This window comes from Pseudomonas sp. Pseusp49 (genome assembly GCF_059491875.1).
In genome coordinates this window covers 6287631-6312637 of sequence record NZ_CP168514.1, presented here as the reverse complement: position 1 = coordinate 6312637, position 25007 = coordinate 6287631, and the positions used below count along the sequence as shown (strand labels likewise).

22 protein-coding genes are annotated in these 25007 nt (G+C 59.8%); 8 read left to right on the top strand and 14 right to left on the bottom strand.

Annotated features, from left to right (window positions below):
• Positions 1-49: 49 nt before the first annotated feature.
• From choV to ACEN83_RS28215, 3 genes are all read right to left on the bottom strand, one after another.
• Positions 50-1228, bottom strand: a complete 1179-nt coding sequence (gene choV, locus ACEN83_RS28225; protein WP_015097151.1) for a choline ABC transporter ATP-binding protein — start codon at positions 1226-1228, stop codon at positions 50-52.
• Positions 1225-2070 carry a choline ABC transporter permease subunit gene (gene choW / locus ACEN83_RS28220; RefSeq protein ID WP_104450084.1) on the bottom strand — a complete coding sequence of 282 codons (846 nt, stop codon included), beginning with the start codon at positions 2068-2070 and terminating at the stop codon, positions 1225-1227. Before choW ends, choV begins: the two co-directional genes overlap by 4 nt.
• A gap of 77 nt (positions 2071-2147) precedes the next feature.
• Positions 2148-3098 (bottom strand): choline ABC transporter substrate-binding protein, encoded by a 951-nt coding sequence (locus ACEN83_RS28215; RefSeq protein ID WP_116582308.1) that lies wholly within the window; start codon positions 3096-3098, stop codon positions 2148-2150.
• A gap of 435 nt (positions 3099-3533) precedes the next feature.
• Here ACEN83_RS28215 and ACEN83_RS28210 point away from each other — a divergent pair, with 435 nt between their 5' ends.
• Positions 3534-4910: an L-serine ammonia-lyase gene (locus tag ACEN83_RS28210; RefSeq protein ID WP_007975491.1), complete on the top strand. Its 1377-nt coding sequence runs from the start codon at positions 3534-3536 to the stop codon at positions 4908-4910.
• Between the two features lie 539 nt (positions 4911-5449).
• The gene (gbdR, locus tag ACEN83_RS28205) at positions 5450-6553 is read left to right on the top strand and encodes a choline metabolism transcriptional regulator GbdR (RefSeq protein ID WP_007975492.1); all 1104 of its coding nucleotides are present in this window, start codon (positions 5450-5452) and stop codon (positions 6551-6553) included.
• A gap of 95 nt (positions 6554-6648) precedes the next feature.
• Here gbdR and ACEN83_RS28200 read toward each other — a convergent pair whose 3' ends face one another.
• The 6 genes from ACEN83_RS28200 to ACEN83_RS28175 all read right to left on the bottom strand — a co-directional run bounded on the left by ACEN83_RS28200 (position 6649) and on the right by ACEN83_RS28175 (position 12069).
• On the bottom strand, positions 6649-6912 hold the full coding sequence (locus ACEN83_RS28200) for a hypothetical protein (RefSeq protein ID WP_103396701.1): 264 nt from the start codon (positions 6910-6912) through the stop codon (positions 6649-6651).
• 344 nt (positions 6913-7256) lie between these two features.
• Positions 7257-8420, bottom strand: coding sequence for a gamma-butyrobetaine dioxygenase (locus tag ACEN83_RS28195; protein WP_495578951.1), 1164 nt, complete (start codon positions 8418-8420; stop codon positions 7257-7259).
• Between the two features lie 13 nt (positions 8421-8433).
• Positions 8434-8910: a thioesterase family protein gene (locus tag ACEN83_RS28190; RefSeq protein WP_495578950.1), complete on the bottom strand. Its 477-nt coding sequence runs from the start codon at positions 8908-8910 to the stop codon at positions 8434-8436.
• 135 nt (positions 8911-9045) lie between these two features.
• Positions 9046-10011 carry an L-carnitine dehydrogenase gene (locus ACEN83_RS28185; protein WP_007975496.1) on the bottom strand — a complete coding sequence of 322 codons (966 nt, stop codon included), beginning with the start codon at positions 10009-10011 and terminating at the stop codon, positions 9046-9048.
• Positions 10012-10141: 130 nt separating this feature from the next.
• The gene (gene cdhC / locus ACEN83_RS28180; RefSeq protein ID WP_007975497.1) at positions 10142-11029 is read right to left on the bottom strand and encodes a 3-dehydrocarnitine:acetyl-CoA trimethylamine transferase CdhC; all 888 of its coding nucleotides are present in this window, start codon (positions 11027-11029) and stop codon (positions 10142-10144) included.
• Between the two features lie 95 nt (positions 11030-11124).
• The gene (locus ACEN83_RS28175; protein ID WP_217836572.1) at positions 11125-12069 is read right to left on the bottom strand and encodes a choline ABC transporter substrate-binding protein; all 945 of its coding nucleotides are present in this window, start codon (positions 12067-12069) and stop codon (positions 11125-11127) included.
• Between the two features lie 225 nt (positions 12070-12294).
• Between ACEN83_RS28175 and ACEN83_RS28170 the strand changes: the two genes are divergently transcribed.
• Complete coding sequence (locus tag ACEN83_RS28170; protein ID WP_495578949.1) at positions 12295-13263, top strand: GlxA family transcriptional regulator; 969 nt, start codon at positions 12295-12297, stop codon at positions 13261-13263.
• Between the two features lie 17 nt (positions 13264-13280).
• Here the strand turns inward: ACEN83_RS28170 and ACEN83_RS28165 are convergent, their stop codons facing one another.
• The 5 genes from ACEN83_RS28165 to ACEN83_RS28145 form a co-directional block, all read right to left on the bottom strand.
• Complete coding sequence (locus ACEN83_RS28165) at positions 13281-16025, bottom strand: RHS repeat domain-containing protein (protein ID WP_495578948.1); 2745 nt, start codon at positions 16023-16025, stop codon at positions 13281-13283.
• A 162-nt stretch (positions 16026-16187) separates the two neighbouring features.
• A complete protein-coding gene (locus ACEN83_RS28160) occupies positions 16188-16604 on the bottom strand; it encodes a DUF3010 family protein (RefSeq protein ID WP_495578947.1) in 417 nt (138 codons plus the stop codon).
• Positions 16605-16636: 32 nt separating this feature from the next.
• Positions 16637-16960, bottom strand: a complete 324-nt coding sequence (locus tag ACEN83_RS28155) for a helix-turn-helix domain-containing protein (protein WP_007975501.1) — start codon at positions 16958-16960, stop codon at positions 16637-16639.
• On the bottom strand, positions 16944-17198 hold the full coding sequence (locus ACEN83_RS28150; RefSeq protein ID WP_104450073.1) for a type II toxin-antitoxin system RelE family toxin: 255 nt from the start codon (positions 17196-17198) through the stop codon (positions 16944-16946). The genes ACEN83_RS28155 and ACEN83_RS28150 overlap by 17 nt, the downstream gene beginning before the upstream one ends.
• A 212-nt stretch (positions 17199-17410) precedes the next feature.
• Positions 17411-17812 (bottom strand): lysozyme inhibitor LprI family protein, encoded by a 402-nt coding sequence (locus tag ACEN83_RS28145; RefSeq protein ID WP_495578946.1) that lies wholly within the window; start codon positions 17810-17812, stop codon positions 17411-17413.
• A gap of 224 nt (positions 17813-18036) precedes the next feature.
• On the opposite strand from ACEN83_RS28145, the gene ACEN83_RS28140 reads away from it, so the two are divergent.
• From ACEN83_RS28140 to etfA, 5 genes are all read left to right on the top strand, one after another.
• Positions 18037-19014 (top strand): dipeptidase, encoded by a 978-nt coding sequence (locus tag ACEN83_RS28140; RefSeq protein WP_015097138.1) that lies wholly within the window; start codon positions 18037-18039, stop codon positions 19012-19014.
• A gap of 78 nt (positions 19015-19092) precedes the next feature.
• Entirely contained in the window at positions 19093-19623 is a 531-nt protein-coding gene (locus ACEN83_RS28135) for a DUF5943 domain-containing protein (RefSeq protein ID WP_007975505.1), read from the top strand.
• A gap of 15 nt (positions 19624-19638) precedes the next feature.
• Positions 19639-21699, top strand: a complete 2061-nt coding sequence (dgcA, locus tag ACEN83_RS28130; RefSeq protein ID WP_495578945.1) for a dimethylglycine demethylation protein DgcA — start codon at positions 19639-19641, stop codon at positions 21697-21699.
• Between the two features lie 144 nt (positions 21700-21843).
• Positions 21844-23787 carry a dimethylglycine demethylation protein DgcB gene (dgcB, locus tag ACEN83_RS28125; protein ID WP_495578944.1) on the top strand — a complete coding sequence of 648 codons (1944 nt, stop codon included), beginning with the start codon at positions 21844-21846 and terminating at the stop codon, positions 23785-23787.
• Positions 23787-25007, top strand: a complete 1221-nt coding sequence (etfA, locus tag ACEN83_RS28120; protein ID WP_495578943.1) for an electron transfer flavoprotein subunit alpha — start codon at positions 23787-23789, stop codon at positions 25005-25007. The genes dgcB and etfA overlap by 1 nt, the downstream gene beginning before the upstream one ends.

Below are 25007 nucleotides of genomic sequence, written 5' to 3'. Positions count from 1 at the left end.
TTCAAACAAAAACGCCGCGATTCTCTCGCGGCGTTTTTTGTCTGTTGCCTTACCCCAGGTTCTTGCCGAGCAGTGCGTGATACAGCTCGCTGTCGCCCAGAATCCCCACCACCTTGTTGTTGTCATGCAGCACCAGCTTGTTGCCGGTCTGATAACGAATCTGCAGCGCATCGCGCATGCCGATGTTCGAGTCCACCAGGGTTGGTCGACGACCCAGGCCTTCAACGGCCTGACCCGGTATCCAGTTCTGCAAGTCCAGCGCAGACCCGTTCTGGCGAGCGCCCTTGATGGTGTTGCCTTCGGCCAGGTCCAGCCACGAATCACCGCCTGGATCCAGGCACACCGAACCGTTGATGCGCTTGCAGTTGTCCAGGGTGCGCATCAGGCTGCGGCCGCACAGTACGTTCAGCGGGTTGGTGTGGGCCACGAAGGTCCGCACGTAATCGTCCGCCGGGTTGAGGACGATTTCTTCCGGCTTGCTGTACTGGATGATCCGGCCGTCTTTCATGATCGCGATGCGGCTGCCCAGTTTCAGGGCTTCGTCGAGGTCGTGGCTTACGAACACGATGGTCTTGCTCAGCTTGCGTTGCAGTTCCAGCAGTTCGTCCTGCAGACCCTGGCGGATCAGCGGGTCGAGTGCCGAGAACGGTTCGTCCATCAGCAGGATGTCGGCGTCCATCGCCAGGGCGCGGGCCAGGCCCACACGTTGCTGCATACCACCGGACAGCTCGTTGGGTTTCTTGTTGCGCCACTGGGTCAGGCCCACCAGCTCAAGCTTGTCGTCCACCAGTTTGCGTCGTTCTTTCTCGGGCCGACCCTGCATTTCCAGGCCAAAGCTGATGTTCTCGCGAACGGTCAGCCAAGGCATCAGGGCGAACTTCTGGAACACCATCGCGATGCGTTTGGTACGCATCATTTTCAGCTCGGCCGGGCTGCAGGAGGCGATGTCGATCTGCTTGCCTTCGTGCTCGACGAACAACTTGCCACGGCTGACAGTGTTCAGGCCGTTGATGCAGCGCAACAGGCTGGACTTACCGGAGCCGGACAGGCCCATCAGTACGCAGATTTCACCTTTTTCGATATCCAGGCTGGCTTTTTCAACACCGACGATCTGCCCGGTCTTTTTCAGGATCTCGTTGCGGGTCATGCCCTGATCCAGCAGCTTGAGCGCCTCGCGTGGATCTTTGGAGAAGATAACGTCAACGTTATCGAAGCGAATAATGCTCATGCGTCACCCCCTACCTTGGCGTCGGGTTGTTTGCAGATACGGTCGAGCATGATCGCCAGCAGTACGATCGCCAGGCCTGCTTCGAAGCCCAGGGCGATATCAGCAGTGTTCAGTGCGTTGACCACCGGTTTGCCCAAACCATCGGCGCCCACCAGTGCCGCGATCACCACCATCGAAAGAGACAGCATGATGCACTGGGTGATGCCTGCCGCGATGCTTGGCATGGCGTGGGGCAGTTCGATTCGCGAGAGCAGTTGACGCCGAGAGCAGCCAAAGGCCTTGCCGGCGTCCATCAATTCTTCCGGAACATCGCGGATACCCAGGTAGGTCAGGCGAATGGGCGCGGCAATCGCGAACACCACCGTCGAAATCAGGCCCGGGACCACACCCAGACCAAAGAGAGTCAGGGTAGGAATGAGGTACACGAAGGTCGGTACGGTCTGCATCAGATCGAGTACCGGACGCATTAGAGTATAGAACATCGGCTTGTGCGCGGCGACGATGCCCAGGGGCACGCCGATGACCACGCAGACCAGGGTGGCGAACATCACCTGGGCGAGGGTTTCCATGGTTTCCTGCCAGTACCCCAGATTGAGGATCAGCAGAAAGGAGGCAACGACAAACGCGGTCAGGCCCCATTTGCGTTGAATGAAGTGTGCCAGTAGCGCGATCAGGCCGATCAGTACCAGCGGGTTGAACCAGGTCAGCGCAAACGTCACGCCGTGGATCATCGTTTCCAGTGTCACGGCGATTGCGTCGAAGGTGCTGGCGCCGTGTTGCGTCAGCCATTCAACGAAGCCCGCGATGTACTGGCCTAAAGGGATTTTCTGATCAATCAGCATGGTAGTGAACGTCCGCATGCAAGGAAATAAACAGCCCGGACGGCTTGCGCCGTCCGGCATAAGCGATGCTCTCTAATTCAAGGCTGGTTGAGCTTGGCTTTCACGGCTTCCAGGCCAGGTTTACCGTCAGTGGTGGTCACGCCAGCGAGCCAGGTATCGAGCACCTGTGGATTCTTTTTCAGCCAGGCCTTGGCGGCCGCGTCAGGCTTCATCTTGTCGTCCAGGATGTTGCCCATCAGTTCGCTTTCCATGTCGACCGTGAACTCCAGGTTTTTCAGCAACTGACCGACGTTGCTGCATTCCTCGGCGTAGCCCTTGCGGGTGTTGGTCGCCACAGTGGCGGCGCCAAAGTCGGGGCCGAAGAAATCGTCGCCGCCGGTCAGGTATTGAATCTTGAAGCGCTTGTTCATCGGGTGCGGCGCCCAGCCCAGGAACACCACGGCGGTGTCGCGTTTCTGCGCACGGTCGACCTGCGACAGCATGCCGGCTTCGCTGGACTCGACGACCTTGAAGCCCGCGTCCTTGAGGCCGAAGGCGTTCTTGTCGATCATCGACTGGATCAGGCGGTTACCGTCGTTGCCAGGCTCGATGCCGTAGATCTTGCCATCGAGTTCTTTCTTGAATTTGGCGATGTCGGCGAAGTCATGCAGCCCCTTGTCGTACAGGGCTTGAGGGACGGCGAGGGTGTACTTGGCGCCCTTGAGGTTGGTACGCACGGTTTCCACGGTGCCGGCATCGCGGTAGGCCTTGATGTCGTTTTCCATGGTCGGCATCCAGTTCCCCAGGAACACGTCCATGTTCTTGCCGTCGGCCAGCGACTTGTAGGTCACGGGCACGGAAATCATGGTGGTCTTGGTCTTGTAGCCGAGGGCGTTGAGCACGACGCTGGTGGTCGCGGTGGTCGCGGTGATGTCGGTCCAGCCGACATCGGAGAAGTTTACGGTATTGCACTGCGCCGGTTCTGCGGCTTGCGCCAGAACCGGCAGACTAAGCATGGCGGCCAACAACAACGACGGGGAACCTTTCATGGATGGACTCCTTGGTGTTTTTTTTGGCAGTGTTCCGACTGGACCACCGCACTTATAGGTTGCGGTTGGATGGCGTTCTGGAGACAGCTCTACCACGGCGCCTTGCAATCGAGTCGATATGATCATGTACCAGTGAAAATCTGACGCCTACAGGGCGCGTCGTATCCAGTACAGGGATGGTCGCATCCAGTGTCGGTGACGTCGTTTACAGATTTTTTCAGCCCTTTTTTCCCCTCTGAACCGCAAAAAAACGGCGAAAACACGGCGTAAAAGACACGCGGCGTTGGTGGGCATGAGTGCGTCGGTTAGAGACGTCGAACAACAGGATAAAAGCTTGATGATGCGCTCATCTCGGCGGATTGCAGCTTCAGCGTAGCAGCTCCGTCACCGTGCGCTTTGGCGTGCGCAGTGGGCCCATTCAGGAGTTCGTCAGTCATGGCTATCAGTGTTTTCGACCTGTTCAAAATCGGCATCGGCCCTTCCAGTTCGCACACCGTGGGGCCCATGCGGGCAGCGGCGTTGTTTGTGCAGGGTTTGCGCGAGCGGGGTTTGCTGGAACAGGTGCGGCGTGTCGAAGTCCAGCTGTTTGGCTCGTTGTCGGCCACCGGCATCGGCCACGGCAGCGACAACGCGGTGATCATGGGCCTGATGGGCGAGTGGCCGGATGCGATCGATCCGTCGCAAATCGGCATCCGCATCCAGGCCCTGCGCGAAACCCATACGCTGTTGCTCGACGGTCGCCTGTCGGTGCCGTTCGTCTGGGCTCGGGACATGCGCCTGATCGACGAAAACCTGCCGTTCCACCCCAACGCCATGACCCTGGTTGTCGAAGGCGATGACGGCGAACTGCATCGCGACACCTACTATTCGGTCGGCGGCGGTTTTGTCGTCGATGAGGCGCAAGCCTCCAGCGGTGTCGTGGATCTGGATCGCACCGTACTTCCTTATGACTTTTCCAGCGCCGCCGAGCTGTTGCAGCTGTGCAAGAAGCACAACCTGCGCGTGGCGGAATTAATGATGGCCAACGAGAAAGTCTGGCGCAGCGAAGAGGAAATCCGCAGCGGCCTGATGAAGCTCTGGCGCGCCATGCAGGATTGCGTCGAGCAGGGCCTGAAACACGAAGGCATCCTGCCCGGCGGGCTGAACGTGCGCCGCCGCGCGGCCAAGCTGCATCGCAGCCTTCAGGAACTGAACAAACCCAACGTGATTGGCTCGACCTTGAGCGCCATGGAATGGGTCAACCTGTTCGCCTTGGCGGTCAACGAAGAAAACGCCGCCGGCGGGCGCATGGTCACGGCACCGACCAACGGCGCGGCGGGGATCATTCCGGCGGTGCTGCACTACTTCATGAAGTTCAGCGAGGCCGTGACCGACGCCAATGTCGTCGACTACTTCCTCGGTGCGGCGGCGGTGGGCATCCTGTGCAAGAAGAACGCCTCGATCTCCGGTGCCGAAGTCGGTTGCCAGGGCGAAGTCGGTTCGGCCTGCGCCATGGCGGCGGCGGGACTGGCGGAAATCCTTGGCGCCACGCCAGAGCAACTGTGCAACGCGGCGGAAATCGGTCTGGAACACAACCTCGGCCTGACCTGCGACCCGGTGGGTGGGCTGGTCCAGGTGCCGTGCATCGAGCGCAACGCGATTGCTGCGGTGAAGGCGATCAACGCCGCGCAGATGGCGTTGCGGGGCGATGGCCAGCACTTTATTTCGCTGGATCGGGTGATCCGCACCATGCGCGATACCGGTGCCGACATGCATGACAAATACAAGGAGACATCGCGGGGTGGGTTGGCGGTGAGTGCTGTTGAATGCTGAAACCGAGTTGACCCTGTGGCGAGGGGGCTTGCCCCCGTTGGGTCGCGAAGCGGCCCTAAAACTTTTACGACTGCTTCGCAGCCGAACGGGGGCAAGCCCCCTCGCCACAGCAGACCAGTCAAAATTGCGCGTTAAGTGAGCACCCGGATTAAAGCGCGCCACCTTTTAGCGCGTCGCTCACAGATAAATTGTCTTGCCACTTATCGAGGGCCAACCAGCCCTCGACCGCTCGTCACCTGTGCCTGCGGTGACACTCCTTTCCAGTGCGGCGCAACGCCGTTCCCACAAGTGCTACCGAATTGCTCACCGCTCGTGAGCCGGCGCGCTTGCCAGTCCTGATGGCCATTTAAATCCCCACGCCTTGCAAGACATATATAGACACATTCCGACGTCGTTTTTAGGAGTTATTGAACGCACATTCAAAAATAGGCATGGCAATTGCTCTGTCATTACAAAGCCCGTCTCCCACGCGAGAACGATGGCAATAAAAAGAGCCTCCGCCTGAGGCCATCACCCGCTTTGTGTGAGGAGATACCGCGATGACGACGTTCAACTCCGGGGCCCAACCCCAGAACCGTGCGCCTCAATCCATCGGCTTTCTGCTGCTGGACAATTTCACGCTGATTTCTCTGGCCTCCGCAGTGGAACCCCTGCGCATGGCCAACCAGTTGTCCGGTCGCGAACTGTATCGGTGGACTACTCTCACCGTCGATGGCGGCCAGGTCTGGGCCAGTGACGGCCTGCAGATCACCCCCGACGCCTCCATGCACAAAGCCCCGCCAATGGACACTGTCATCGTCTGCGGCGGTATCGGCATCCAGCGCACTGTGACCCGTGAACACGTGTCATGGCTGCAAAGCCAGGCTCGCCAGTCCCGCCGCCTCGGCGCGGTGTGCACCGGCAGCTGGGCCCTGGCCTGTGCCGGCCTGCTCGACGGCTTCGATTGCAGCGTGCACTGGGAATGCCTGGCAGCCATGCAGGAAGCTTTCCCGCGGGTGGCCATGAGTACCCGCCTGTTCACCCTCGACCGTAACCGTTTCACCAGCTCCGGCGGCACCGCGCCGCTGGACATGATGCTGCACCTGATCAGCCGCGATCACGGCCGTGAACTGTCGGCGGCCATTTCGGAAATGTTCGTCTACGAGCGCATCCGCAACGAGCAGGATCACCAGCGTGTGCCGCTCAAGCACATGCTCGGCACGAATCAGCCAAAACTGCAGGAAATCGTTGCGCTGATGGAAGCCAACCTAGAAGAGCCAATCGATCTCGACGAACTGGCAGTCTATGTCGCGGTATCCCGTCGTCAGCTCGAGCGCCTGTTCCAGAAATACCTGCACTGCTCGCCGTCGCGTTACTACCTCAAGCTGCGCCTGATCCGCGCCCGGCAACTGCTCAAGCAAACGCCGATGTCGATCATCGAAGTGGCGTCGGTGTGCGGTTTTGTGTCCACGCCGCACTTCTCCAAGTGCTACCGCGAATACTTCGGCATTCCGCCGCGTGACGAGCGTGTAGGCTCCAACACTACCCAGCAAGTGGCGATGATGCCGTTGCCGCAAGCCTTGGTGCTGTCGCCGTTGTCAGGGCCGTTGTCGGCGCTGAGCCAGGCGCGTAATGAGTCGACGTTTGCCAGCGTAAGGCTTTAAACCGAGGCGCCTTTAAAAGATCGCAGCCTTCGGCAGCTCCTACAGGGGAACGCATTGAACCTGTAGGAGCTGCCGAAGGCTGCGATCTTTTGCTTTCAGGTGCGATGGCTTTGCTGATACTCCGCCAACGCTGGCAACAACTGCTTGTCGATCGCCTGACGCACCGCCGGCAGGATCGTCGCGCTGCTGGTGTACATCTGCTTGACCATGGTGCGCAGCACTATCGCCCGTTCATTGTTCAAACCTCGTACCGCGCACTCGCAAGCCTGCTCGGCCGTGGCGCCGTTCGGCACTTGAAACCCCAATGACTTGAGCTGGCCCAACAGGTCTTCCTGGTCTATCAAATCGGCGTGCATCATGACGCAATCCTTCTTCAGGGAACGGTGTCGTGGCTCGATTCTGGTAGGGCCACGCAGTAGCAGCAAGGGCGAATTGTCGCAATGGCCGCAATGGCTATGAACAGGTCGTTTTCGACTAACTTGCCGTGGGCAGGAGTGGGCACACTGGGCTCAGCTCGCTTCACGAAGGTTTGGTCACCCTCGCACGGCGGCTCCTCAACAGTACCCTCTGCCTCGATCCTGTCACGGCTTGATCGGGGCTTTTTTTGGTTGGTTGAAAAGCAAAAGATCGCAGCCTTCGGCAGCTCCTACATGGATCGTGTTTCACCTGTAGGAGCTGCCGAAGGCTGCGATCTTTTAGAGGCTTAACGCTGCAACACCAGAATCCGCGACAACAACTCATCCCGGTCGACATAGCAACCCTGGAAGTGCCGCGCCCCGGTAGCGGGGTCGAAGGCGTTGCGGGCGTGCAGGGTGCGGCGGTTGTCGAAGCACCACAGCTCACCGGGATTGAGCCGCTGCATCAGGCGGAACCGGGGCTCGCGCGTCATCGCGATAAAGCGCCGGTAGGCGTGATAGAGCTTGGGCATCTGTTCCACCGAAGTGTCGAACGGCCCGCGCAGAAAGTTCGCCATGCGGATTTCCGATACCTGTCCCAGCGTATCCAGGGCGATGATCGGCGCGAGGCAGCGGTAGTCGCTGTGGCGGTCCTTGTTGCGAAACTCCACGGGGATTTCGCAAAGGCTTTTGAATGACTCCGGGTCTTCGCGACGCAGCGCATCGGCGATGGCAAAACCGTCGACAAAAATACTTTCGCCGCCCTCTGCGTCATTGACCAGGCAATGCAGGAATTGCAGCCCCGGTTGCAACTCTCGGGTCGGCAAATCGCTGTGCAGCGGCAGGTTGAAGGCGGTGTAGGCGTTGCTGTCGGCATCGGCCTTCGATTGCACGTTGAACAGCACGCCGAAATTGCTCTCGCGGATGAAGGAAATCCGTTGCGCGATCAGCTTTAGAGAGCCGGGCTCGGTGGGCACGCCACGAACCTGGGTCAGGCCGACATCGCGAACCGCCAGCAGCCATTGCAGCAACGCCTGCGGGTCGTTCATCAGGGCTTGATATTCGAACACCGGCAACTGCAAATCACTGTGCCAGAGCCTGGCTTTGGGCTTGCGCGCCAGGCGTTCGGCGCGGGATTCATCGTCATAGGCGTGGGCGCGCAGCCAGCCGGGATCGAAGCGGCTGGCGTGGCCATCCTGCCAATCCACCGACAGGCAACCTTCGGTGTCGATGTGTACGGCGTCAGGCATCAGGTCTTGAGCCACATCGACGATTTCCAGCACTTGCTCGCGGGTCACGGTGTAGACGCATTGTGGGCACGGACAGTTATCCCGCAGCCATTGATGATGGAAAGGGCTGACGCGATCGTCGGCCCACTTCACCAGAACCCGGTCCGCCAGTGTTTGCACGCCAGTCAGCGCGCTGATCAACGGATAGGTACGAAAGTCGGCAAATGCAGCGGCGGTGTTCATGGCGATCTCCTTGTTATTTTTTTGGGGGTAACGCGATCACTCGGCCAATGTACCCGGGCGTTGGCAGGTCCGCCTGTTCGGCGACGATGGCTTGCAGCCGATTCAAGGATTGTTCGCTGAACGGGGCCGAGCGCGGTCCGGCGAGATCCACGTGCAGCAGCATCTGCTCGTTGCCTGCAAGTTCCTGGGCATCACCGACCCGATGCAGGCTGTGATAGAGGTGCAGGCGTTTGCTGTCGTGGGCAATGATTTGGGTGTGCACTTCGACCTGGGCATCGAGTTTCACTTCGTGCAGGTAGTTGAGGTGCAACTCGAGAGTGAACAGCGAGTTGCCGCTGGCTTCCCGGCTGTTGCTGTCCAGGCCCAGGCGATCCATCAGGGCATCGGTGGCGTAGCTGAAAATCAGCAGGTAGAAGGCGTCGCGCAGGTGGCCGTTGTAGTCGACCCAGTCGGGGGTGATGGTGGTTTGGTAGGTGGTGAGGGTGGGCATGGTTCAGGTTCCGATAATAGTGGTGACTGGGCTACCGCTTTCGCGAGCAAGCCCGCTCCCACATTGGAATGCGTCCCCTGTGGGAGCGGGCTTGCTCGCGAAGGGGCCAGACCTGCTGGCCCATCAACTGACGGTCTACTCGCTGAAGGCCATCCCATGCTTCTCTTTGGTGGTCTTCACCGCCTCCAGCACTGCCAGCAGGCAGTCATCACGATAACGCTCCAGTGCCGAAATGCTGTGTTTACCCAGTTGATCGCTGGTGCCGTCGACCACGTCGTCGATCAGCTTGTCGGTCAGTTCCGGTGCCGGCAGGTAAGTCCACGGCAACTGCAACGCCGGGCCGAACTGCGCCATGAAGTGACGCATACCGGCATCACCACCGGCCAGGGTGTAGGTCAGGAAGGTGCCCATGAACGACCAGCGCAAGCCTGCGCCGAAACGGATCGCATCGTCGATTTCACCGGTAGTCGCCACGCCGTCGTTGACCAGGTGCAGCGCCTCACGCCACAGCGCTTCGAGCAGGCGATCAGCGATGAACCCCGGCACTTCCTTGCGCACGTGCAACGGGCGCATGCCTAGAGACTCATAGACTTTCATCGCCGCTTGCACGGCTTCGGGCGCGGTGTTTTTGCCGCCAACCACTTCGACCAGCGGCAGCAGGTAAACCGGGTTGAACGGGTGACCGACCACGCAGCGTTCCGGGTGCGTGGCGCTCTCGTAGAACTCGCTCGGCAGCAGGCCGGAGGTGCTGGAGCCGATCAATGCATTGGGCTTGGCCGCGGCGCTGATTTTACTGTGCAGTTCCAGTTTCAGCTCAAGGCGTTCCGGGGCGCTTTCCTGGATGAAGTCAGCGTCGCGAACGCATTCTTCGATGGTCGCGACAAAACGCAGGCGATCCTGCGATGCACCCGGCGCCAGTCCTTGTTTCTCCAGCGCGCCCCAGGCGTTGGCGACGCGTTTGCGCAGGGCTGCTTCAGCGCCTGGTGCCGGGTCCCAGGCCACGACGTCCAGACCATGGGCGAGGGCGCGGGACACCCAGCCGCTGCCGATGACACCGCTGCCCAGGGCGGCGAAGGTTTTGATTTCGGTAATAAAGCTCATGGCAATTTCCTGAAAGATTCGGTGACCCCTGTAGGAGCTGCCGAAGGCTGCGATCTTTTGATCTTGTTTTTGCGAGCAACATCAAAAGATCGCAGCCTTCGGCAGCTCCAACAGGGGGGGGTGTATGGAGTTAGCCGCGCTGGGTCAGGCCCATCTTTTTGCGGCCTTCAGCGGGGGTGAGCACGCGGGCACCGAGGCGGCTGAGGATTTCCGTGGCGCGTTCGACCAGTTGGCCGTTGGTCGCCAGCACGCCCTTGTCCAGCCACAGGTTGTCTTCCAGCCCGACCCGCACGTTGCCGCCGAGCAATACCGCTTGTGCCGCCATCGGCATCTGCATGCGACCGATACCGAAGCCGGCCCAGACTGCGTCGGCGGGCAGGTTGTCGACCATGGCTTTCATGGTGGTGGTGTCCGCCGGCGCGCCCCATGGGATGCCCAGGCACAGCTGGAACAATGGGTTGTCGAGCAGGCCTTCCTTGATCATCTGCTTGGCGAACCACAGGTGGCCGGTATCGAAGATTTCCAGCTCGGCCTTCACGCCCAGCTCTTGAATGCGTTTGGCGCCAGCGCGCAGCTGGGCCGGGGTGGAGACGTAGATGGTGTCGCCGTCACCGAAGTTCAGGGTGCCGCAATCGAGGGTGCAGATTTCCGGCAGCAGTTCTTCGACGTGGGCCAGGCGGGTCAGCGGGCCGACCAGATCGGTGTTCGGGCCGAATTCCATCGGATTTTCGCCGGCACCGATTTCCAGGTCGCCGCCCATGCCGGCAGTGAGGTTGACGATGATGTCCACGTCCGCCTCGCGGATACGCTCCATCACCTCGCGGTACAGCGCCACATCACGGCTGAACTTGCCGGTTTGCGGGTCGCGCACATGGCAGTGAACCACGGTGGCACCGGCCTTGGCGGCCTCCACGGCGGCAGCCGCGATCTGTTTTGGGGTGACCGGCACGTGTGGGCTCTTGCTGGTCGTGTCGCCAGCACCGGTGAGTGCGCAGGTGATGATGACGTCGTGGTTCATTTGGCGGTTCCTTACAGGCGAGTTTTTGGTTTTGGCCAGGCGTGCTGGTCCCGTTCGCAGCCCCTTGGGGCTGCGAGACGGTGGTGGGTTCGGGTTTATTTACTGGTCAGTTGCAGGTTTTCAGCGGCCGGCTTGCCATCGAAGGTGGTGACGCCTTCAAGCCAGCGTTTTTTGTCCTGCGGGTGATCCTTGAGCCATTGTTTGGCCGACTCGAAAGCGTCCTTGTGATCCAGCAGTGGCTGCATCATCCGGCTCTCGTCTTCGGCGGTGAACGTCAGGTTGCTCAGCAGGCGACCGATGTTCGGGCACTGCTGGGCGTAGGTCGGCGCGGTGACGGTCCACACGGTGGCCTTGCCTTCGTTCGGGCCGAGGGCGTCGTCGCTGCCGGTGAGATAGGTCATTTTCACGTTGACGTTCATCGGGTGCGGCGCCCAGCCGAAGAACACCACGGCTTCGTTGCGACGCACGGCGCGGTCCACCGCGGCGAGCATGCCGGCTTCGCTGGATTCGACCAGCTGGAACTTGCCGAGGCCGAACTGGTTCTTGGAGATCATCGCCTTGATCTGGGTGTTGGCGCCCGAGCCCGGCTCGATGCCGTAGATCTTGCCGCCCAGTTCTTTTTCGAACTTGGCGATGTCAGCGAAGGTTTTCAGGCCCTTGTCGGCGAGGTAGGTCGGCACGGCGAGGGTCGCGCGGGCGTCTTGCAGGCTTGGCGCTTCAAGCACCTTGACCTGCTTGGCATCGACGAAGGGGGTGATGGTCTGGGTCATCAGCGGGTTCCAGTAGCCGAGGAACAGGTCCAGACGCTGGTCGCGGATCCCGGCGAAGATGATTTGCTGGGAGGCGCTGGTTTGTTTGGTGCTGTAGCCGAGGCCATCGAGCAATACCTGGGTCATGGCACTGGTGGCGATCACATCGGTCCAGTTCACTACACCCATGCGCACGTTCTGGCATGCGGCGGGTTCGGCGGCCATGACACTGGCGCTCAGTAACGCGGTACCACTGAGTGCAAGAACACAGCTGCTGATCAGTCGTTTCATTCTCAGGTTCCTCGGCAGTTCGTTTATTGTGAGTTCCGGTGTCTGATGCGCCGGTGATGCCAAGTTACGCAGCAAAGCACCGATGAAAGCGCACTGCGGCGACCAGCTCTTGCACTGCAGCGACCTGCGCTCTTGAAAGCCGCTTGCAACTGGCGTATCAACATCCTCACGCTACCCGCCCTCTCGTTACCCGGCCTCTTGTTACCTGCTAAGCGAGTGCGCTCCATGTCCCAGGATTTCTACTTCTTGTTGATGCCGGGTTTCTCGGCCATCGGATTTATCTCGGCCATCGAGCCGTTGCGGGTCGCCAATCGCTTTCGTGGCGAACTCTATCGCTGGCATGTGTTGAGCGCGGACGGTGGGGCAGTGCTGGCCAGTAACGGTATGTCGGTCAACGCCGATGCGGCGCTGGAGCCGCTGAAGAAAGGCGCGACCTTGTTGGTGGTCGCCGGCTTCGAACCGCTGAAATTCGCCACCCCGGCGCTGGAACACTGGTTGCGCCGGCTGGACAACGAAGGCGTGCCCCTTGGCGCCATCGACACCGGGAGTTTCATCCTCGCCGAGGCGGGTTTGCTCGACGGCCATCGCCTTACCCTGCACTGGGAAGCCATCGACGCCTTCAAGGAGTCTTATCCACAGCTCAGCGTCACCCAGGAATTGTTCGAGATCGACCGCCGGCGCATCACCTCCGCGGGTGGCACCGCTTCCATTGATTTGATGCTGGATTTGATCGCCCAGGCCCATGGCCCGGAACTGGCGATCCAGGTCAGCGAACAATTCGTGCTCGGCCGCATCCGCCCGCGCAAAGACCACCAACGCATGGAAGTCGCCACGCGCTACGGCATCAGCAACAAGAAGCTGGTGCAGGTGATCGGTGAGATGGAACAGCACAGCGAACCGCCGCTGAGTACGCTGGAACTGGCGGAATCGATCAAGGTGACGCGGCGGCAACTGGAGCGCCTGTTTCGCCTGCACCTGAACGACACGCCGAGCAATTTCTATCTGCGGCTACGGTTGGAAAAAGCGCGGCAGTTGCTGCGGCAGACCGACATGAGCGTGCTGGAGGTGAGCATTGCCTGCGGGTTTGAATCGCCGTCGTACTTCACCCGCAGTTATCGGGCGAAATATGAGCGGTGCCCGCGGGAGGATCGGCGGGGTCTTGAGGGGCGACCAGATGTTGCAGAGAGTCCTTAGCGGCGATGCCCCTGCTGTCAATTCGTAGGCCGATGCCTGAATTGAAGGATCAGTGCGGACAAGCTATCCGCGTTGTTAGCGGTGGTTGCTATTTGGGCATTCCACTCCTGGTTTTGTGGCGAGGGGTCTGATTCATATGCCTCGACGAGGAGTTTCTGTAGCGCCCCCCGATTTTTTCCTTTGACTTTCGTTACATCGGGACCTTTTTTTGCAATCGATAAAGATTTCGCGAGTGCTTTATTGATGCTGGCGTCAATCGCCTCTTCTGTATCAGTGGGTGAAGTGTTGGAAAACAAGTACCAGAAATCGCGTGTTTCAGCATGAACATGGCTCAGCTCATGAAAGAGTGTCGCGGCGTTACGTGGGGGAGATTGTTGGCGACTCTTGAGAGTCAAATAGACGATGGTCCGGCCTTGAGACTTGGAATGCTTAGTAGATGCCCGTCGTTTCGGCTTGAGTGGATTGTTCTCGGTAAAGACAAAACGATCGCCACTCATGTAATCCGCCAACGCACCAGAAAGGACTTTTTCAAGTTTTGCCTTGGCTGCCTTCGCGGCGTTTTCCAGGTATTGAGCATTGTTTTTTTCACCGAAGATATTTCTTAGTTTTTCCTGTGTTTCTTTCGAAAGTGTGGGTTCGTTAAGAGACGAGATGGCATTTTTTGTAAAGTCGATCATGGCTGAGAAATCGCGTTCGAACTCCTGCAGCTGATCTTCAGGTAAATCATTAGCTCGTCGATAAAGTATCGCGCTCCCAGCGGCGACCATGTTTTTCTCGTACTCATCAAGGGGCTCAACCGGTGCAAGCCCCTGGCTGTCCTTGAAGCGCAACGGATTGTTCTGAACCATCCGGAAGCGGTTCAAACCATCAATGTCACCCGCCGGATCCGGGTTGATCCAGCGCTGTAGCCAGGGAGCGTAGTAACGAAGCCCGTAGTAGTAAAGCCCGGTGGCATCCCGCTCCTTTCCGGAGTATCGGAGTGTCTTGTAGCTGGCCTCGGTTTCACTTCGGGCGAGCCACCAGGCGGTGCCGCCAAAGGCGTAATAACCCTCCTGGCTTATCAACGCGGCATCTTCGTCCAGTTCCAGCGTGCAGGATCCAAGATGATCGCCCAGGCCGTAACGAATCTGGTCGTTGGCAATGCCTTCGGGCGGGTCTTCGTGCCAATGCAAAACCCGCGCGTTGCAACCGTCGGCATCAGCACTCACGACATACCGTACTTCTTCGCGGCCGTTGTAATGGATCTCCAACCCGGGCAGATAGCGTACTTCGCTGGTCAAGGTTGCAGATTTTGTCTTGCGGTGGAGTACCTTGCGCAGTCGCTGGCCGTGGCCGTCATATCGATAGAGTTCATCATCATTCGGTTCATCGTGTCGGGTGACCTGAATGACTTCGCTGAGTTGATTGCGACTGTCCCAGTGCATGACTTGTGCGCCAGGGGACAGGATCAACAAGTTGCCGTTGCTGTCGAAACTCTTGATGAAGTCTGGCTCGCCTGTCTGCGGTTTAGGCAGGCTTCGGTTACTTGAAGACTCGCTCACCATCTCACGGGTGTAACCTCGAAGGCCTTCATGGATGAGGGTTTGCAGGTTTCCTGCGGGATCATATGAGAATGTCTGTTTGTAGCTGCTAGTCACTGTCGATTGTGACAGGCGCGTTAAGCGGCCCTGGCTCGCGGCAACGGATTCTCGCCCGCTTGCCTCTATCAGTTGATAAAGCGTGTCATATCGATACTGGTTGGTGGGGTCAGTACGCTGGTTCCTGAAGTAGCGTGTCGCTGCGACCGAGTCCCGGATCCGAGTGACATTACCGACAGGATCGTAGGTGTAGGCAAGGTCCTGAAGAGCATGGCCTGAACGGCTTGAGGTGAGTTGCAACAGGCGATCGCTTTGAATGTCATAACGGCGGGTTGTCGTAACACCATTGCCGGCAGTTTCGTGCTCGATCTGACCACTGACGTTATAGCACCTGTTGCTCAGTAGCGTTTTGTCCGGCAAATGCCTGCGTTTGAGGGCTACCTGTATGAGCTGGCCTGCGATGTCGTAGCCCAATAGCCTTTGGTTGTCCCGAGCATCGGTTTGGCTCACCAGATTACCCAGGGCATTGAAACGCCATTGGGTGGTTTCACCTTCGGTTTCGAGCTTGCTGTCGCGGTCAGTCAAGCGTTCTGGCCAATTGACAGTGGACAGCTCGTTCATGAACTGTCGGGATTCGCTTAACCGAGTGCCCGCGAGGTTGTATTCCTCGAGATGCAGGCAGCCAGCCGTGTCGTCGTGGCGAATAAGGCGTCCGCACTGATTATGTGGACTGTACTCGGCGCCGCTGTCGGCATAGAACATCCGCTCAGTTGTGGCAGAAGCAGCGTTGACAGCTTGCTCTGAGATGGCGATCGGGCGTAACAGGTAGTCGTACTCGATCTGACGTTGATTGTTCCGACCATCCCACTCGAATCGAAGCTCGCCGCTGGCCCCCGGCAGTCTTGCTTTCCAGCCGGCGTCAACGCTGCTGTTCAGTAATGGTTCGCGGGAGAGCCCGTACACCATGCTCAGATTAGGCTGGCCTTGCGTTGCCCACAGACGTGGGTCCCACCCAGAGCTCAGGTGTCCGTTCGGGTTGTAAGCCTGGCGATTGATTCGCGGTTCAGGTGATTGTTCCAGGTGGGCACGGTAGTAGGTTACGGTACGAATCGAGTGGCGGCGCGGGTCCTGTGCCATCAGGGTTGGGGTGGCGTCGTGAATGTTGTTCGGCAGAAAGTTGGCCATGTGATAGTCGCGCGCTTATGGAAAGTTCCAATGTATGCGCCTGGCCTTGAGCTTTTTAACTATCAGAAATGACACGTTTATGTCTGTTTGTGAGCACCAGTGGGTGAGGGTGCAAAGCGGCGCCTGTGGGGGTTGGCGCCGGTTGGGTCTTTTGGAATCAGCTTACTTCTTAACCAACGCCGAACACGCTGCCTTATAGGCCTCGTGCTGATATTTGTTCAGCGTATCCGGCAGATCGACATTGAATTTCTTGCACTGCGCCGTGATGGTCTGCGGCGACAGCAGCGTCACTTCGCAATTCTCCAGTAACTGGAAAACCCCTTCGATCTTGAACGTAGTCGGACCACCGGCAAACTCACCTTTCTTGCTGCGCTTCTTGATCGCGATACGGTCGATGGAGTTCTCGCGCACAAACGAAGCGACCTGGGCTGCGAACACTTTGACGTTGGCGGCTTCGTCGTCATCGTCCAGGGCAATTTTCTTGGTGGCGAGCGCGACATGGCTCAGCGCCTGGCCGTCCAGCGTGGCCACGGCGATGATCGCTTCGCTGCCTTTGATTTCGATGCCGCAGACTTTCATGTTGAATCCCTTTACTGGCTGAAGCGTGCAGCTTACAGCTCAAGTTGAGTGGCGGTGATACCAAACGCCGCGGCGATTTTTTCGCGGGTGGCCTTGCGAGGCTTGGCGACCGTTTCCTGTTGGGCAAATGCCGGCTGGGATATGCCCATTCGTTTGGCCACTTCATCCTGGGTAAGGTTCAAGTGTTCGCGCCAGGCGCGGATTGGGGTAGCGCCATCGACAATGCGGCTCACCACCTCGTGGGGGATCAAGTCGGGCTCGATTTTCTGTGCCACGTATTGCGCATAGGGAATGACAACAAAGGCTGGATTGCCTTCGGCGTCGTTGATGATTTGGATGTCAGTAGGTGCGTTCATCGCGTTTTTTAACCTCTTGAATACTGACCACTTTGATCGCGCCATCCCAGTCGAACATAACCCGGTAATTACCGACACGTAGCCGATAAGCGTAGTCATGACCGACCAGTGCTTTGACATTGCCTACATCGGGCATGTCTGCCAGCGCCGTGATGGCATCACGAACCTGAATCTGGTGAGCGGAATGCAATCTCAAGAGTTGCTTAACGGCCTTTCGAGTCCAGTGGATGCTGTTCATTGAAGAATATAAGTCTTTTATAAGATTTGCGAATATTTACTTATATTTTTCAGGTGCACAATCAACAACGATTGTCAGCATGTTGCGTGAAAAGCCCACAGATTGGGGCTTCCAGGCAATACGTGTAGGCAGGGTCAGAACGTGTTGCAGGAAGAAGGGAAAGTGCTGTTGAAAGCTGGACGCAGTTCCAGCTTTCACCGGAATATTCAGGACTATTCCTGCCCAATCGACTCCAAAAACTCCGACCGCTCATCACTCATCCGCGCAATGCAGTCGTTCTGGGCAATGGTGAACGCCTTGCTGCCCCCGGTGGCCGGGAAGGCTTCGACGGCGCAGTCGGCATCCCGGGTCTTCAGCCACTGCTGTTGGGCAGCCTTGAGCTTGGCGGTGATGTCGGCCAGTTGCGACGGGTTTTTGCCGTATTGCGACTGCATGCGATCGCTAAGGCCCTGGAGGTTTTCCTTGAGCAGGTCTTCGGCGGTGGTTTTGCTGAAGGCCGAGCACTCGAGGGTCTGGACGTCGTTTTCGACTTTATCGCACGGGTTGTCGTCGGACTCCTGCGCTGCGTGTACGCCGGTCGCAATCAGTGCCAAAGCCAGAAGGATGGATTTCATTCAGGTCGCCGCTCTATTCCAGTGATGCAGCGAATTCTGGCCCAAGCCGAGGGCCTTGAACAGGTCGCTGATTGTGCCTGGCGACGACCCTTTGTCGCGGATTGACGCTTTCGGCAAACCCTCTGTCGTTTTTGCACCCGGTCGCCGAGGCACCGAGGCATATGCTGGCCCCAAAGCGCCGGCAGACGATTCGGCGCATGAATCGCTAATAAGGGGACAGCCTGATGAGCCCAGCCGAATTGCACGCCGACAGCATCGTTATCGACGGGCTGATTATTGCCAAGTGGAACCGTGAACTGTTCGAAGACATGCGCAAGGGCGGTTTGACCGCAGCCAACTGCACCGTGTCGGTGTGGGAGGGCTTTCAGGCCACCGTCAACAACATCGCCGCGAGCCAGAAGCTGATCCGCGAGAACAGCGACCTGGTGATGCCGGTGCGTACCACCGCCGACATCCGCAAGGCCAAGGAGCAGGGCAAGACCGGTATCCTCTTCGGCTTCCAGAACGCCCATGCCTATGAAGACCAGATCGGCTATGTCGAGGTGTTCAAGCAGCTCGGCGTGGGCATCGTGCAGATGTGCTACAACACCCAGAACCTGGTGGGCACCGGTTGCTACGAGCGTGATGGCGGCCTGTCGGGCTTCGGTCGCGAAATCGTCGCCGAGATGAACCGCGTTGGCGTGATGTGCGACCTGTCCCACGTTGGCTCCAAGACTTCCGAAGAAGTCATCCTCGAGTCGAAAAAGCCGGTTTGCTACTCCCACTGCCTGCCGTCGGGGCTCAAGGAGCACCCGCGCAACAAGTCCGATGAAGAACTCAAGTTCATCGCCGACCACGGCGGCTTTGTCGGCGTCACCATGTTCGCGCCATTCCTCGCCAAGGGTATCGACTCGACCATCGACGACTACGCCGAAGCCATCGAGTACGTGATGAACATCGTCGGCGAAGACGCCATCGGCATCGGCACCGACTTCACCCAGGGCCATGGCCAGGATTTCTTCGAATACCTGACCCACGACAAGGGCTACGCCCGCCGCCTGACCAGCTTCGGCAAGATCATCAACCCGCTGGGTATCCGCACCGTGGGCGAGTTCCCGAACCTGACCGAGACCCTGCTCAAGCGCGGCCACTCCGAGCGAGTGGTGCGCAAGATCATGGGCGAAAACTGGGTGAACGTCCTCAAGGACGTTTGGGGCGAATAAGCCACTGCACCTCTGAATCCTTTCCCCCGGCCGCCCGCGCCGGGGGCAACACCAAAATTTTTCTGGAGTTAAGTTTCCATGGCCAAGATCGCCCCGCAATTGCCAATCGAAGTCGACAGCGAGACCGGTGTCTGGACGTCCGACGCCCTGCCGATGCTGTACGTGCCACGGCATTTCTTCGTTAACAACCACATGGGCATCGAGGAAGTGCTGGGCGCTGAAGCTTATGCCGAAATCCTCTACAAGGCCGGCTACAAGTCCGCCTGGCACTGGTGTGAAAAGGAAGCCGAATGCCATGGCCTGGAAGGCGTCGCGGTGTTCGAGCACTACATGAAGCGCCTGTCGCAGCGCGGCTGGGGCCTGTTCAAGATCCAGGACATCGACCTCGATAAAGGCACCGCCAGTGTCAAGCTCGAGCACTCGGCGTTCGTCTATGTGTACGGCAAGGTCGGGCGCAAGGTCGACTACATGTTCACTGGCTGGTTTGCCGGCGCGATGGACCAGATCCTCGCCGCTCGCGGCAGCAAGATCCGCACCGTGGCCGAGCAAGTCTACGGTGGCTCCGAAGAGGGCCACGAAGACGGCTTGTTCATCGTCAAGCCGTTGTAAGTCGAGGAACCCGCCATGGCTTTCGAAGCAATGTTCCAGCCGATCCAGATCGGCAAACTGACCATCCGTAACCGCGTGCTCAGCACCGCGCACGCCGAGGTTTATGCCACCGACGGCGGCATGACCACCGATCGGTACGTCAAGTACTACGAAGAGAAAGCCAAGGGCGGGATCGGCCTGGCGATTTGTGGCGGTTCGTCCGTCGTGGCCATCGACAGCCCGCAGGAATGGTGGAGTTCGGTGAACCTGTCCACCGACCGCATCATTCCGCACTTCCAGAATCTGGCCGATGCCATGCATAAGCACGGCGCCAAGATCATGATCCAGATTACCCACATGGGTCGTCGCTCGCGTTGGGACGGCTTCAACTGGCCGACGCTGATGTCGCCGTCGGGTGTGCGCGAGCCAGTTCACCGTGCCACTTGTAAAACCATCGAGCCGGAAGAAATCTGGCGGGTAATCGGTAACTACGCTCAAGCGGCTCGCCGTGCCAAGGCCGGTGGCCTGGACGGTGTTGAACTGTCGGCGGTGCACCAGCACATGATCGACCAGTTCTGGAGCCCGCGGGTCAACAAGCGTACCGACGAATGGGGCGGCACCTTCGAAGGCCGGATGAAGTTCGGTCTGGAAGTCTTGAAAGCCGTACGCGCCGAGGTCGGTGACGATTTCTGCGTGGGCATGCGCATCTGTGGTGACGAGTTTCACCCGGACGGCCTGTCCCACGAAGACATGAAGCAGATCGCCAAGTATTACGACGATACCGGCATGCTCGACTTCATCGGCGTCGTGGGTTCGGGTTGCGACACCCACAACACCCTGGCCAACGTGATTCCGAACATGAGTTATCCGCCGGAGCCGTTCCTGCATCTGGCTGCCGGCATCAAGGAAGTGGTCAAGGTTCCAGTGCTGCACGCGCAGAACATCAAGGACCCGAACCAGGCCACGCGTATCCTGGAAGGCGGTTACGTCGACATGGTCGGCATGACCCGCGCGCACATCGCCGACCCGCACCTGATCGCCAAGATCAAGATGGGCCAGATCGACCAGATCAAACAATGCGTCGGTGCCAACTACTGTATCGACCGTCAGTACCAGGGTCTGGATGTGCTGTGCATTCAGAACGCCGCGACTTCTCGTGAATACATGGGCCTGCCGCACATCATCGAAAAAACCACTGGCGTGAAACGCAAGGTGGTGGTGGTCGGCGCCGGTCCTGCCGGGATGGAGGCCGCCCGCGTGGCTGCCGAGCGTGGCCACGACGTGACCCTGTTCGAGAAAAAGGAATTCATTGGCGGGCAGATCACCACCGCATCGAAAGCCCCGCAACGGGACCAGATCGCCGGTATCACCCGCTGGTATCAACTGGAACTGGCGCGGTTGAAAGTCGACCTGCGCCTGGGTACCGCGGCTGACGCGCCAACCATCATGGATCTGCGTCCGGACGTGGTGGTGCTGGCCGTCGGCGGTCATCCGTTCATCGAGCAGAACGAACACTGGGGCGCGGCTGAAGGCCTGGTGGTCAGCAGCTGGGACATCCTCGACGGCAAGGTTGCACCGGGCAAGAACGTGCTGGTCTACGACACCATTTGCGAATTCACCGGCATGTCGACCGCTGACTTCATCGCCGACAAGGGCAGCCAGGTCGAGATCGTCACCGACGACATCAAGCCGGGCGTGGCCATCGGGGGCACATCGTTCCCGACGTACTACCGCAGCATGTACCCGAAAGAAGTGATCATGACCGGCGATATGATGCTGGAGAAGGTCTACCGCGAAGGCGACAAGCTCGTAGCGGTACTGGAAAACGAATACACCGGTGCCAAAGAGGAGCGGGTGGTTGACCAGGTGGTCGTGGAAAACGGCGTGCGTCCGGACGAAGAAATCTACTACGCGCTGAAGGAAGGTTCGCGCAACAAAGGCCAGATCGACGTTGAAGCCTTGTTCGCGATCAAGCCGCAACCTTGCCTGGAACAGAGCAGCGACGGTTACCTGCTGTTCCGCATCGGCGACTGCGTGGCCCAGCGTAACGTGCACGCGGCGATCTATGATGCGCTGCGGTTGTGCAAGGATTTCTAAGCTTTTGACACCCCCTGTGTAGGAGCTGCCGCAGGCTGCGATCTTTTGATTTTGTTTTCAAGATCAAGATCAACAGATCGCAACCTGCGGCAGCTCCTACACACCGACCGCGTTTCTCCAAGATGTTCTGGTGGGAGCTTCACCATGTTGAACACCCTTCTTCCAATCCTGTTGTTCGCAGCCCTGGGCCTTGGTGTCCTGGGCGCGTTGCGGCGGGTGGCCATGTGGCGCCGAGGCCGGGCTTCGAAAGTCGACCTGATCGGCGGCCTGTTCGCCATGCCCAAGCGCTACATGGTCGACTTGCACCATGTGGTGGCGCGGGACAAATACATTGCCAACACCCACGTCGCCACGGCCGGCGGTGCGGTGGCGTCCATCGTGCTGGCGATTCTGGTGCATGGTTTCGGCCTGCATAACCGCTTCCTCGGCTATGCGCTGCTGCTGATGTCGGCGGTGATGTTCGTCGGCGCGATCTTCGTTTACCTGCGTCGGCGCAACCCGCCGGCGCGCCTGTCGAAAGGCCCGTGGATGCGCCTGCCGAAAAGCCTGCTGGCATTCTCGGTCTCGTTCTTCCTGGTGACCCTGCCGGTGGCGGGCATTCTGCCGGAGAATTTCGGCGGCTGGCTGTTGGCAGCGATTCTCGGGGTTGGCGTGTTGTGGGGCGTGTCGGAGCTGTTCCTCGGCATGACCTGGGGCGGACCGATGAAGCACGCCTTTGCCGGCGCCTTGCACCTGGCCTGGCACCGTCGCGCCGAGCGCTTCGGTGGCGGCCGTTCCACTGGTTTGAAGCCGCTGGATCTTAGCGACCTGACTGCGCCACTGGGTGTGGAAAAACCCAAGGATTTCACCTGGAACCAGTTGCTCGGTTTCGATGCCTGCGTGCAGTGCGGTAAATGCGAAGCCGCGTGCCCGGCGTTCGCCGCCGGCCAGCCGCTGAACCCGAAAAAACTGATTCAGGACATGGTCGTCGGCCTGGCTGGCGGTACCGATGCGAAGTTCGCCGGCAGTCCGTATCCGGGCAAGGCCATCGGTGAGCACGCCGGTAATCCGCATCAACCGATCGTCAACGGTCTGGTGGACGCTGAAACCCTGTGGTCGTGCACCACCTGCCGCGCCTGCGTCGAGGAGTGCCCGATGATGATCGAGCACGTCGATGCCATCGTCGACATGCGCCGTCACCTGACCCTGGAAAAGGGCGCCACCCCGAACAAGGGCGCCGAAGTCCTGGAAAACCTGATCGCCACCGACAACCCGGGCGGCTTTGCGCCGGGCGGGCGGATGAACTGGGCGGCGGACTTGAACCTCAACCTGCTCAGCGAAAAGAAATCCACCGACGTGCTGTTCTGGGTCGGCGACGGGGCCTTCGACATGCGCAACCAGCGCACCCTGCGCGCCTTCGTCAAAGTGCTCAAGGCGGCGAAAATCGACTTCGCCGTGCTCGGCCTGGAAGAACGCGATAGCGGTGACGTGGCCCGGCGCCTGGGCGATGAAGCAACGTTCCAGTTGCTGGCCAAGCGCAACATCCAGACCCTGGCCAAGTACAGCTTCAACCGCATCGTCACCTGCGATCCGCACAGCTTCCACGTGCTGAAAAACGAGTACGGCGCCTTCGACGGTAACTACCTGGTGCAGCACCACAGCACTTACATGGCGGAAATCATCGATGCTGGCGCGCTCAATCTTGGCCAGCACAAAGGCGACAGCGTGACCTACCACGACCCGTGCTACCTCGGCCGCTACAACGGCGAATACGAGGCGCCGCGCCAGGTGTTGCGTGCCCTCGGGATCGAAGTGAAAGAGATGCAACGCTCCGGTTTCCGCTCCCGCTGCTGCGGCGGTGGCGGCGGTGCGCCGATCACCGACATTCCGGGCAAGCAACGCATTCCTGACATGCGCATGGAAGACATCCGCGAAACCGGTGCCGAACTGGTGGCCGTGGGTTGTCCACAGTGCACCGCGATGCTCGAAGGCGTGGTCGAACCCCGGCCGCTGATCAAGGACATCGCCGAACTGGTGGCCGACGCGTTGCTCGACGACGCTGCGCCCGCCAAGACACCCGTCAAGCGCGAACCTGCGGAGGCCCACTGATGAGCGACATTATCCGCCGCGACCCGCGGGCCGAATGGATCGCCCGCAACCGTCTGCATCCACTGCACGCGGCCATGCAACCGGCGCAACACAGCTGGATGGGGCCTAACGGTGTCATCCGCAAGAATCCCCATGGCATTGGCTTTATCGGCCCCAATGGCATCAAGCGCATCGACCGCAGTGGCGCCCAGCAGGGCGGGACGACTAAGCGTTCAGTCGCGGTTGAAGTGCAATTGCCATTGCATCAGGTGGCCGCACCGGCGTTTTACATCAGCGTGGTGCCGGATATGGTCGGTGGCCGCTTGAGCAGTCACGACCGCGACCTGCTGGGCCTGGCCCATCAACTGGCCGGCAAGGACGGCGCGGTGCTGGCCGTGGTGTTCGGTGAGCACAAGGAAAGCGCTTTTGCCACGGCGGGCGTGGACCGCCTGCTGGTGTTGGAAGGCGAAGCATTCAACGGTTATGCACCGGAGCAACGGGTCCAGGGTCTGCGGGCTGTGGATAACCAGTTCAGCCCGCGTCATTGGTTGTTGCCGGACAGTCGCACCGGTGGCGGGGAACTGGGTCGGCGCTTTGCCGCCGCCCTGGGCGAACGCCCGGCCACACGGGTCTGGCAGGTCAAGGATCAGGAGTGCATCGGCCGCGCCGGTGCCGGTCTGCAAGACCTTGCCCGTCCGTTGGCGCGCTTGATTCTGGCGGCTGCCGAGTGCGCCGAACCGGTCAGTGAAACCCGTCATGAAGCATTGCCGGTGGAGTTATCCACAACCGTGGCGCGCAGCCTGTCGCGGATCGAAGATCTGGGCGCGGTGGCGGTGGACCCGGCGGCGATTCCGATGGCCGAGGCCGAGTTCATTTTCTCCGGCGGCAACGGGGTCAAGGACTGGGGACTTTTCCACAGGACCGCCGAAGCCCTCGGCGCGACCGAGGGCGCATCGCGGGTGGCGGTGGACGACGGCTTCATGGCCCGCGATCGTCAGGTCGGGGCGTCCGGTACCTGGGTGACTGCACGGGTCTATGTGGCCGTGGGGATTTCCGGGGCGATCCAGCACCTGCAGGGCATCGGTGCCTGCGACAAGGTGGTGGCGATCAACCTCGACCCTGGCTGCGACATGATCAAGCGTGCCGACCTCTCGGTGATCGGCGAGAGCGCGGAGATTCTTCAAGCCTTGATCGACGCCGTAGAGGCTTACCGCAACGACGCCAAGCGCGATGCGGCTTAA

Excerpts from the sequence above, each read along its gene's own strand:
- choV (WP_015097151.1), bottom strand. The coding sequence starts at position 1,228 with ATGAGCATTATTCGCTTCGATAACGTTGACGTTATCTTCTCCAAAGAT.
- choW (WP_104450084.1), bottom strand. The coding sequence starts at position 2,070 with ATGCTGATTGATCAGAAAATCCCTTTAGGCCAGTACATCGCGGGCTTC.
- ACEN83_RS28215 (WP_116582308.1), bottom strand. The coding sequence starts at position 3,098 with ATGAAAGGTTCCCCGTCGTTGTTGTTGGCCGCCATGCTTAGTCTGCCG.
- ACEN83_RS28210 (WP_007975491.1), top strand. The coding sequence starts at position 3,534 with ATGGCTATCAGTGTTTTCGACCTGTTCAAAATCGGCATCGGCCCTTCC.
- gbdR (WP_007975492.1), top strand. The coding sequence starts at position 5,450 with ATGACGACGTTCAACTCCGGGGCCCAACCCCAGAACCGTGCGCCTCAA.
- ACEN83_RS28200 (WP_103396701.1), bottom strand. The coding sequence starts at position 6,912 with ATGATGCACGCCGATTTGATAGACCAGGAAGACCTGTTGGGCCAGCTC.
- ACEN83_RS28195 (WP_495578951.1), bottom strand. The coding sequence starts at position 8,420 with ATGAACACCGCCGCTGCATTTGCCGACTTTCGTACCTATCCGTTGATC.
- ACEN83_RS28190 (WP_495578950.1), bottom strand. The coding sequence starts at position 8,910 with ATGCCCACCCTCACCACCTACCAAACCACCATCACCCCCGACTGGGTC.
- ACEN83_RS28185 (WP_007975496.1), bottom strand. The coding sequence starts at position 10,011 with ATGAGCTTTATTACCGAAATCAAAACCTTCGCCGCCCTGGGCAGCGGT.
- cdhC (WP_007975497.1), bottom strand. The coding sequence starts at position 11,029 with ATGAACCACGACGTCATCATCACCTGCGCACTCACCGGTGCTGGCGAC.
- ACEN83_RS28175 (WP_217836572.1), bottom strand. The coding sequence starts at position 12,069 with ATGAAACGACTGATCAGCAGCTGTGTTCTTGCACTCAGTGGTACCGCG.
- ACEN83_RS28170 (WP_495578949.1), top strand. The coding sequence starts at position 12,295 with ATGTCCCAGGATTTCTACTTCTTGTTGATGCCGGGTTTCTCGGCCATC.
- ACEN83_RS28165 (WP_495578948.1), bottom strand. The coding sequence starts at position 16,025 with ATGGCCAACTTTCTGCCGAACAACATTCACGACGCCACCCCAACCCTG.
- ACEN83_RS28160 (WP_495578947.1), bottom strand. The coding sequence starts at position 16,604 with ATGAAAGTCTGCGGCATCGAAATCAAAGGCAGCGAAGCGATCATCGCC.
- ACEN83_RS28155 (WP_007975501.1), bottom strand. The coding sequence starts at position 16,960 with ATGAACGCACCTACTGACATCCAAATCATCAACGACGCCGAAGGCAAT.
- ACEN83_RS28150 (WP_104450073.1), bottom strand. The coding sequence starts at position 17,198 with ATGAACAGCATCCACTGGACTCGAAAGGCCGTTAAGCAACTCTTGAGA.
- ACEN83_RS28145 (WP_495578946.1), bottom strand. The coding sequence starts at position 17,812 with ATGAAATCCATCCTTCTGGCTTTGGCACTGATTGCGACCGGCGTACAC.
- ACEN83_RS28140 (WP_015097138.1), top strand. The coding sequence starts at position 18,037 with ATGAGCCCAGCCGAATTGCACGCCGACAGCATCGTTATCGACGGGCTG.
- ACEN83_RS28135 (WP_007975505.1), top strand. The coding sequence starts at position 19,093 with ATGGCCAAGATCGCCCCGCAATTGCCAATCGAAGTCGACAGCGAGACC.
- dgcA (WP_495578945.1), top strand. The coding sequence starts at position 19,639 with ATGGCTTTCGAAGCAATGTTCCAGCCGATCCAGATCGGCAAACTGACC.
- dgcB (WP_495578944.1), top strand. The coding sequence starts at position 21,844 with ATGTTGAACACCCTTCTTCCAATCCTGTTGTTCGCAGCCCTGGGCCTT.
- etfA (WP_495578943.1), top strand. The coding sequence starts at position 23,787 with ATGAGCGACATTATCCGCCGCGACCCGCGGGCCGAATGGATCGCCCGC.